We start from the raw sequence: 7,909 nt of genomic DNA on the forward strand, positions 1-7,909 counted from the left end.
GGCTGGCCAACAGGATTCTCCAGATCGACAAAGACATAAGTCCCTGCCTGTCGGATCCCGTTAGCCAAGCCCTTGCCCAGAGCAAAGGCCAGAAAGTCTTTTTTTCCTGCAAGCGCGGGGGGGTAGGTTGCAGGTTTGGCTCGGACAAGAGATCATAGAGTTTCGTCGAAACCCAAAGCTCCCATTGACAGCGTGACGGTGGAACACAAGCACATTCAGTTAGACAGTCGGCCCGTTGGCCTGAACACAGCCACCGGTACCATCAAAGCCCAGTTGGACTTGCTACTGCTGGGGTTGGAGTCCCTGAGCGGAGAAAGTTCCGAAGCGGTTCTGGCCGCAGCCAAAGCCCTCAACTTGGAAGAGCAGATTGGCGACCGGGTGACCCTCTGGCGACTGCGCAATGCTAACCCCTTGCGCCGCAGCAGCGGTGGGCGCAAAAAGGTCGATATCGAAGAGGCCCGCGCCCTGGTGATGGTGATTGCCTATCTGGCTGCTCAGCAACAAGCCCGTATCCGCAGCACCTTGGAGCAACTGGAAGCCGCTGTCGATCAAGAGCTCAGCCCCTTCCGTCAGCCGCTGGTGGGAGATTACTTGGATGAATTCCTCTCTCACTACCGCAGCCGCATGGTGGATGGGGACGTGCGCGATGAGAATAGCCTCACCGAGCTGGCCCTGCGCATCTTGATTGAGCTGATGTTCTACAGTAGCCCGAAAGGCGCTCAGCGCCTGTGGAAAGCCTTGCTCAGCCGTCCTGAGATGGATTTGCCTGCCGGCAGCGATCTGGAAGAAGAGGGGGTAGCCCACAGCTCCGGCCCCGATACCTCACCCTCTTCTTGAGGCAGGTTCGTCAATTATCACCTCTGTTATCGCCTCTGTAGCCCTCTACCCGTGTTGTTCGCCCGCAGTTGCCATGCCCAGCCTCACCCTGATTAGCCACACCTATCAACAACCCACTTCTACGCTGACTGTACGGGGAGAAGCCCCTGCCGATTCCAATTCTTCAGACTCCTCTGCAACGCCGCCGCTGCAAGCCATCCAGCGCAGCTTCGAGTGTCAGTTGGAAATCCGCCAGGGGGAGACAGTCAAAACTTTACACGGCGATAACGTTTGGCTCAACGATTTGATCACCGTAATCGACCGCTACGTGGGATCCCACTTGAGTGGGGAACCCAAGGGAACCTTCAGCGGTACCGTGGCCATCCGTCCGCTTGATTTTATTTTTCATCGCCTCACGGTGCGCCAAGGGGAAGATCGCATCGCGCAGGTGGATTTGTCGATGACGCAGTTGTACGACCTGCTGGAGAACCTCTCCCAGGTGGCGGATGACATTCCCCAACTGGCCAATCTGGGAACTCCGGTGACGCGGGCTTGGTATCGACAGCCCACCGGGATCGCTGCCCTGCTGGTGGGCGGGATCGCAGTTGTGGCCGGTGTTGGGATCTGGGCCAGTCGCCCCCCTAGGGATCCCACAGGTTCCCCTTCCCCGCAAGAGCAGCTCACCATCCCTGCCTTGACGGGTCAATCGCAGCCTTTGGCCACATCCCCTCAAGAATCTGACCCAACAGCGGGAAGAGAGGCAGCAGGGGCGGATCCCCTTTCCCGTCTGCGAGACATTTTGGCAGAGCAGTGGCAGTCTCCCCCCGATTGGCCAGAGAGCTTTGTCTACCGGGTAACGGTGGATAGGACGGGATCCCTGCTGGCTGCCGAGCCGGAGGATGCGCTGGCCCGGGAGCGCCGAGCCGAAACCCCATTTGCCGACCTGCCGGAGCTACCGCCGGATCCCTTGCCGGCAGGCGCCCAACAGTTCCGCGTCAGCCTAGAGCCGGGCAACCAGGTGGAAGTGACTCAGGACAGGTAGGCATCTTGACAGGCCAAGCTAGGGTGGCTCTGTACTGTGGTCTACCCAGAGACATTGTTTCTGGAGCTTTCAGAGGATTATAGTTGTTTCAGGTTAGGGTGAGACGCCTGGGCTACTGAGGAAAGCTTTCTGGTTCCGTGCATTATTGCTCTGCAACGCTGACGCGACGACTCGGCCAGCGTTTTAGGTGTAGGGTGCAGTGTCCTAGTTTGCATTGAAATGACCATACTTTCAGGGCCGGGGGATTAGAGGAAGCGATCTGACCCTGAAGAGTAAGCCAGTAAAGAGAGAGGCCGCCGAGTTGGGAGAGCCAGGGCCACACTGGCGACGCCGCCAATGCCGAGGCGCAAAGGCTCTACCGACCGCATCTGAGAGGTTCACCCGGCCTCAGGGGACAAGGGCAATGAGGGTAAAGTGGAAGAGTTTCCTCTATTCGGATCGCTGCCACTCTATGACCGCAACCATCGAAGTGCCTAAGCGAGGCTTACCTGTCACCATCATCACAGGTTTTTTGGGCAGTGGGAAAACCACCCTTCTCAACCACATCCTCAACAACCAGAAAGGGATGCGCACAGCGGTGCTGGTCAACGAATTCGGCGAGATCAGCATCGATGCGGAACTGATCGTCTCCAGCGAAGAAGACTTGGTGGAGCTGAACAACGGCTGCATCTGCTGCACCATCCGGGACGACATCGCCGAAAGCGTGTTGCGGTTGATGGAACGTTCCGACAAGATCGACTACCTGGTGGTGGAGACTACGGGATTGGCGGATCCCTTGCCGGTGGCCCTCACCTTTTTGGGGCCAGAATTGCGAGATCTGACGCGGCTAGACTCGATTATCACCCTGGTAGATGCCACCAACTTTGCCCCCGATCTGTTCAACAGCAACGTGGCCTACAGCCAAATTGCCTATGGGGATGTGATTCTCCTCAACAAAATCGATTTGGTCGAGGAAGCCGAGATCGAGCGTCTGGAAAAACGCATCCGCGAGATCAAAGAAGATGCCCGCATTTTGCGCACCGTCAACAGCGCAGTTCCCCTGGAGCTAATCTTGGATACCGATTTGTTTCAGGCCAGTTCCTTGCCCCAAGAAGAAGCCCATGATCACGACAGTCACGACCACCATGACCATGAGCACGATCATGACCATCACCACTCCCATCCCAGCCACATCGAGGCCGACGGCTTTAACTCCCTAGCCTTTGAGAGCGATCAGCCCTTCTCTTTGGATGCTTTCCAAAATTTTCTCAACGAGTTGCCCGATGCAGTCTTTCGTGCCAAAGGGGTGTTGTGGTTCGAGGAAAGCCCAGAGCGACATATCTTTCACCTCAGCGGTCGGCGCTATACCCTCAGCAGCGATGATTGGCCTCGCCAGCCCAAAAACCAGTTGGTGCTCATCGGTCAGCGCCTCGATACAGCCCGGTTGCGGAAAAAACTCCAAGCCTGTCTTGCCCGCCCGGCCACGCGGGGTCAAGGGTTTGGTCGCTGAATCAGGACTTGGCGGCAGTCCAGGCTAAAGAAAGTTGGGCTACATTCCAGCACCCTCGATCATAAACCCCTGAGGTGATGGCGCACCCTCCATGTCCGACATCTTCGTGATGATCCGCAACCAGGCCAACAACGCGCTCACCTCTATCGATGGGATCCCTTTTCTCAGTTTCCTGGAGCGAGAGGGGCAGTTGATTGCAGAAGAAACCATTGAGTTGATCTATGCGGACGCTGGATTTGATGACCTGCCAATTGGAGAATACACTGTGGGGGTACGGCATGAACGGGTGGAACCCCCGAAAGCCACCTGCCCGGTAAGCATTACCTCTGAGGACGAGGTTGTTTTGGTAACATTTGTTTACCTTGAGCCCGAGCGGGTTCTGCTGACTATTCACGTCTCTGTGGAGAAGAGGTTGTAGCCATGACTGTCAAGGTCATCCCATCGCGCTCGATCAAAGCCTTTCGCTATCGGGTGTTTTGTTTGGGACAGGATCTCTGGAATGCCCGGGATCCGATTAGCCGTGCCAACCTTGCTCTGCAACTGGCGGATGCCGCTACGACTTTGGCCCGAATGGAAGTCCAAGCCGCTCAGCCCTTCAGCTCAAGCCCTTCCTATTCCCTGCCGGAAGCTGGCCATAGGTAGCCATCGATCCAGCCGGGAATCGAGGCCAGACGCAAGGGATCCCGCCTACTCCCACTCGATGGTGCCAGGGGGCTTGGAGGTGATGTCGTAAACCACGCGGTTGATGCCGGGCACCTCGTTGACGATGCGGTTGGAAATGGTGGCCAAGAGGTCGTAGGGAACTCGCGCCCAATCGGCGGTCATACCGTCTTCGCTGGTAACCAGCCGCACCACCACCGGGCAGGCATAGGTGCGCTTATCCCCCATCACCCCCACCGACCGCACCTCTGGCAGCAGCACGGCAAAGGCTTGCCAAAGTTTGGGATAGTAGCCGGAGCGGTTGATCTCCTGCCGCACGATCATGTCCGCTTCTCGCAGGGTTTCCAGCCGTTCTTTGGTAACCTCGCCTACAATGCGGATGGCCAGCCCCGGCCCCGGAAAAGGATGGCGGCCCACAATCTCTTCCGGCAGACCCAAAGAGCGGGCCAGTTGCCGCACCTCGTCTTTGAAGAGCTTGCGCAAAGGCTCTACCAGCTTAAAGCGCAGATTTTCGGGCAGGCCGCCGACATTGTGATGGCTTTTGATCTTGACGGCAATGCGTTCTCCAGTAACCGGATCCACATGGGTATTGGCAGACTCGATCACGTCTGGGTAGAGAGTGCCCTGGGCTAAGTACTCAAAAGGGCCCAGCCGCTGGGATTCTTCCTCAAACACGCGAATAAACTCTGCCCCAATTCGTTTGCGTTTTTCTTCGGGATCGGTAACCCCCTGCAACTGCCGGAGAAACCGCTCCTGGCCATCCACGTAGTGGACGGGAATGTGAAATTGCTCTTGGAAAAGGCGCAGCAGCCGCTGGGGCTCTTCCTTGCGCATAAACCCTTGGTCGATGAACACGCAGGTGAGCTGGTCGCCGATGGCCTTGTGCAGCAGAAAAGCCAAAGTAGAGCTGTCTACCCCCCCCGAGAGGGCCAACAGCACCTTCTTATTGCCCACACGGGCACGTACCTCTCGAATGGCTTCCTCCAGAAAAGCTGCCGTTGTCCAGGTGGGCTCGCAACCGCAGATGTGATAGACAAAGTTGCGGATGAGAAAGGCGCCAGCCTCTGAGTGGGCCACCTCCGGATGAAATTGCACCCCGTAGAGACGACGCCTTGGATCGGCAATGGCGGCACAGGGGGTGTTGTCGGTAGAGGCCAAGGTGTGAAAGCCCGGCGGCAGTTCGGTAACCGAATCCCCGTGGCTCATCCACATGATGCTGTTTTCCGGCAGGTTGGTGAGCAGGTCGGTGGGATCCAAAATGTGCAGAGCGGCACGGCCATATTCCCCCTTCTGGGCTGCTTCCACCTTGCCCCCCAACTGCTGCACCATGAGTTGCATGCCGTAGCACACCCCCAGAACCGGGATCCCTAGGTTCCAAATCTCGGGGTCACACACCGGAGCGGCTGGCTCATACACCGAGTTGGGGCCCCCGGAGAGGATAATGCCCTGCGGTTGCAGTTGCCGCAGTTGCTCAGCAGTGGTGCGATAGGAAAGGATTTCCGAATAAACGTGGGTTTCGCGAATGCGGCGGGCAATGAGCTCAGAGTACTGGGATCCAAAATCGAGAATGACGATCATCTGGCGCTGCACTTCGAGGGGGGAAAAGCCGGAACTGGGAGGAGATGCAGAAGGGATCACAAAACCTGGCACAGTGCACAACAAAACAATAAAAAAGCCGGTCCAAGAGACTAGCTTGGCTATGGATACGATGGATACGAAAGAAACATTAAGGGCTCTTCCATGGTAACAGGGGTGGAGAGCTTGCACGCGGCTGCCTGCTCTAAAAAGCCTCTGTCAGGCTTGCCGAGAAAACAGCGCTTCTCGGAGGAGTCTCGCCGAAAAACCGCCTGATGAGCCCCTGAAAAAGCTGGCCACCGGCTGGGCATGACTCCCGCCAACAACGCAATACAGAAGCCAGATGACCTAGCAAAGTTAAGACTTATGATCGTGAAGGAGCGCTCCAGGCCGGTGGGGGTATTGGTAGGGATCCGCAGTGCCATTTTTTTATGTCGATTGTTGCCGAGTCCTTTCAAACCTATCTGCGCCGCCGCCGTCGTCTTCTAGCCCGCCGTCTCAAGCGACAGCAGGGCTGGGTCGTGGTTTTGGCTCTGCTGGCTTTGTACTTGCTCAGTTGGGATGCGCTGGGCGAAGATGGGTCACTATCGCACCTGTGGAGGGGACAACCCCTGTGGCTGGTGTTGATCCCGCTGTTGGGGGGAGGGCTGTACAGCTTGGGCGCCGGGGTGATCTGGATGCTGCGCCAGCGCTGGTCTGCCCAGCTGTTGGCCGAGATGATCAGCTTGCCCCATTTGACTTTGGCTGCCCTGATCTGGCTGGGGTTAGCCGTTTGGGGAGAGCACCTTTCGCCTTTCCTGTTGCGACAAAAAAACCAATTGTTGGCGGGCCTGTTGATCAGTTGGCTGTTGGCCCAGGGATGGAGTTTTTTCCAGACAGGTTGGGTAGTAGAGGCTGGGCAACTGTGGGCCGACTATCTGCAGGAGCTGCGCGGTTCTGTATTACAGCCCTGCTACCAGCGCCTGGAAACCTGTCGTCTTTCGCTCCATCTTTACCACGCCATTTGGCAAGACCTGCAACTGGAAGAACTGGAGGCCCAGCACCTGATTCAACTGTTGTCTGAGTCGTTGCTGACGCTGACCCTGCCGCTCAAGGTCTATGCTCAGCGGGTTCACCATTGCTGTCAGCAGTTGGCAGCCCTGCTGGCGCAAATGCAGGAGCGGGTAGAGCGGTTGGAGCAGGTGCTTTTGAATGTAGAGCTGGAGTTGGCCTCTCATCAGTTGCTTCAGGCTCAGCCGCAGCCGATTAACTTGCTGGCGGAAGATTGGGCCAGCTGTCAGGAGCTGGATTTGCAGGAGTTGGTTTGCTTAAACCAAGAGCTGCTGGGCACCGACCGTTCTTTGCAGGGCTTGACCCAAGAGCTGAAAGGCTGGGCCGACAGAGCCATCCCTGCCGGATTGAAACTGGGATCCCTGGGATGAAGAAGGCTGACGCTCCTTCCTCTGAGCCCCCACAGCTCAAGGCCCTGTGTGAAAGCTGGCTGGCGGAGCTGGGTTGGCAGCCTTCTGAACAGCAGCAGCAACAACTGCAACAGCTCTATCCGCTGGTGATGGCCGGAAACCGAACCCAGAACCTGACCCGCATCACCGATCCCATCGACTTTTGGGAGAAACACCTGTGGGATTCGCTGCGGGGCCTACGCCTGCTGGGATCCTGGGAGGCAATCCAAGCTCAACCCTGGCGGGGGATCGACATCGGCACCGGGGCAGGGTTTCCAGGGATCCCGGCCCAAATTGCCCTGCCCCAAACCCGCTTTACCCTGCTGGACAGCACCCAACGCAAGATTGCCTTTGTACAGGACACCTTGCAAAGGCTCTCCCTCACCCAAGCGCGGGCAGTGGCTCAACGGGCCGAAATTTGGGGGCAAGACCCGCAGGAACGGGGCAGCTATGATATTGCTCTGGCCAGGGCCCTGACCTCGGCGGAGATCTGCGCCGAGTATTGTCTGCCACTGCTCAAGGTGGGGGGACGCGCCATCCTCTATCGCGGCCATTGGACCGAGGCAGAAGCCCAAACGCTGGAGCGGGCCCTCAAGATCCTGGGCGGAAAACTGATCCATGTAGAAGCCTTCACCACACCCCGCAGCCGTGGGGTGCGCCACTGCCTATTGCTGGAGAAAGTGGCCCCCACGCCGCCTCCTTATCCCCGCTCTCCCGGCACTCCCAAACGCCAACCGTTGGGCCAAAGCAATCGCCCATGAAGGTTAGGATCCTGAGTTTCCATCTTGCTACAAAAGTTCTCCCAATTCTCGGACAAAAAGCTGCAAGGATGGCTTTGCAAATGCCATTGGGAAGACTAAGATGTGGTTGGCATGAGGTTCGGATTGA

At 57.6% G+C, this 7,909-nt stretch carries 8 protein-coding genes; 7 read left to right on the forward strand and 1 reads right to left on the reverse strand.

Annotated features, from left to right (window positions below; translation table 11 throughout):
* Positions 1-192: 192 nt before the first annotated feature.
* The 5 genes from NW856_RS01520 to NW856_RS01540 all read left to right on the forward strand — a co-directional run bounded on the left by NW856_RS01520 (position 193) and on the right by NW856_RS01540 (position 3,989).
* Positions 193-837 (forward strand): DUF3038 domain-containing protein, encoded by a 645-nt coding sequence (locus NW856_RS01520; protein WP_414341745.1) that lies wholly within the window; start codon positions 193-195, stop codon positions 835-837.
* Positions 838-910: 73 nt separating this feature from the next.
* Positions 911-1,858, forward strand: a complete 948-nt coding sequence (locus tag NW856_RS01525; RefSeq protein ID WP_414398739.1) for a DUF4335 domain-containing protein — start codon at positions 911-913, stop codon at positions 1,856-1,858.
* Between the two features lie 451 nt (positions 1,859-2,309).
* Positions 2,310-3,347, forward strand: a complete 1,038-nt coding sequence (locus NW856_RS01530; protein ID WP_414398741.1) for a CobW family GTP-binding protein — start codon at positions 2,310-2,312, stop codon at positions 3,345-3,347.
* A 91-nt stretch (positions 3,348-3,438) separates the two neighbouring features.
* Positions 3,439-3,765, forward strand: coding sequence for a hypothetical protein (locus NW856_RS01535; RefSeq protein WP_414329244.1), 327 nt, complete (start codon positions 3,439-3,441; stop codon positions 3,763-3,765).
* A gap of 2 nt (positions 3,766-3,767) precedes the next feature.
* Positions 3,768-3,989 (forward strand): hypothetical protein, encoded by a 222-nt coding sequence (locus NW856_RS01540; protein ID WP_011432797.1) that lies wholly within the window; start codon positions 3,768-3,770, stop codon positions 3,987-3,989.
* A gap of 45 nt (positions 3,990-4,034) precedes the next feature.
* Here NW856_RS01540 and guaA read toward each other — a convergent pair whose 3' ends face one another.
* Positions 4,035-5,585 carry a glutamine-hydrolyzing GMP synthase gene (guaA, locus tag NW856_RS01545; protein WP_414331898.1) on the reverse strand — a complete coding sequence of 517 codons (1,551 nt, stop codon included), beginning with the start codon at positions 5,583-5,585 and terminating at the stop codon, positions 4,035-4,037.
* A gap of 428 nt (positions 5,586-6,013) precedes the next feature.
* Here guaA and NW856_RS01550 point away from each other — a divergent pair, with 428 nt between their 5' ends.
* Positions 6,014-7,003 (forward strand): hypothetical protein, encoded by a 990-nt coding sequence (locus tag NW856_RS01550; RefSeq protein WP_414398742.1) that lies wholly within the window; start codon positions 6,014-6,016, stop codon positions 7,001-7,003.
* Positions 7,000-7,782, forward strand: coding sequence for a 16S rRNA (guanine(527)-N(7))-methyltransferase RsmG (gene rsmG / locus NW856_RS01555; protein WP_414398743.1), 783 nt, complete (start codon positions 7,000-7,002; stop codon positions 7,780-7,782). The genes NW856_RS01550 and rsmG overlap by 4 nt, the downstream gene beginning before the upstream one ends.
* The last annotated feature ends 127 nt before the right edge of the window (positions 7,783-7,909 follow it).

The organism is Synechococcus sp. R3-13, assembly GCF_047462195.1.
GTDB lineage: Bacteria > Cyanobacteriota > Cyanobacteriia > Thermostichales > Thermostichaceae > Thermostichus.

Coding starts and splice junctions, on each gene's coding strand:
- NW856_RS01525 (WP_414398739.1), top strand. CDS start 911: ATGCCCAGCCTCACCCTGATTAGCCACACCTATCAACAACCCACTTCT.
- NW856_RS01530 (WP_414398741.1), top strand. CDS start 2,310: ATGACCGCAACCATCGAAGTGCCTAAGCGAGGCTTACCTGTCACCATC.
- NW856_RS01535 (WP_414329244.1), top strand. CDS start 3,439: ATGTCCGACATCTTCGTGATGATCCGCAACCAGGCCAACAACGCGCTC.
- NW856_RS01540 (WP_011432797.1), top strand. CDS start 3,768: ATGACTGTCAAGGTCATCCCATCGCGCTCGATCAAAGCCTTTCGCTAT.
- guaA (WP_414331898.1), bottom strand. CDS start 5,585: ATGATCGTCATTCTCGATTTTGGATCCCAGTACTCTGAGCTCATTGCC.
- NW856_RS01550 (WP_414398742.1), top strand. CDS start 6,014: ATGTCGATTGTTGCCGAGTCCTTTCAAACCTATCTGCGCCGCCGCCGT.
- rsmG (WP_414398743.1), top strand. CDS start 7,000: ATGAAGAAGGCTGACGCTCCTTCCTCTGAGCCCCCACAGCTCAAGGCC.